Source organism: Streptomyces sp. BE20 (assembly GCF_036322525.1).
In the GTDB taxonomy this organism is placed as follows: domain Bacteria; phylum Actinomycetota; class Actinomycetes; order Streptomycetales; family Streptomycetaceae; genus Kitasatospora.
In genome coordinates, this window is record NZ_JAQYWW010000974.1 from 1 (window position 1) to 579 (window position 579).

Below are 579 nucleotides of genomic sequence, written 5' to 3' on the forward strand. Positions count from 1 at the left end.
CGATGTCGCGCAGCAGCGGGAAGAGCACGAGCCGTTCGTCGAGGAACGCGGGCCGCAGCGCGCCGAACAGCGCGACGAGGAGCAGGGTCAGGAGGAGCAGGCCGAGTCGCTGGTTGACCCAGAACGGGAGCCGGTGTGCCTTGCCGGGGGGTTCGGCCAGCTCGTCGGGGTGTGTCGTCGCGGTGTCGGACGGCGCGGTGGGGGTGCTCATGCGACCCTCCGGTTGTCGATGGCGTCCATGTCCCAGTCGATCCCGATGCCCGGGGTGTCGGGAGCGACGGCCATGCCGTGGTGGACGGCAAGTTCGGTACGGGTGACGGCCCGCAGTTGGGGGATGTACTCGACGAACGCGCCGTTGGGGACGGCGGCGGCGAGGCTGACGTGCAGTTCCATCAGGAAGTGCGGGCAGACCTGGACGTTGTGGCTCTCGGCCAGGTGGGCGACCTTGAGCCAGGGGGTGATGCCGCCGACGCGGGCGGCGTCCACCTGCACGATGGACGCGGCGCCGGCCTCCAGGTAGGTGCGGAACTGCGCGAGCGAGTACATGGACTCGCCGACCGCGACGGGGATGCGGGTGGC

At 70.8% G+C, this 579-nt stretch carries 1 protein-coding gene and 1 pseudogene; both read right to left on the reverse strand.

Annotated elements, in window-relative coordinates:
- A pseudogene (locus tag PUR61_RS25210) lies at window positions 1–211 on the reverse strand (ABC transporter permease); the annotation flags it as partial.
- Window positions 208–579: enolase C-terminal domain-like protein (locus PUR61_RS25215; RefSeq protein WP_329881671.1), on the reverse strand; the 372-nt coding region annotated here is incomplete at its 5' end. The pseudogene PUR61_RS25210 and the gene PUR61_RS25215, both read right to left, overlap by 4 nt.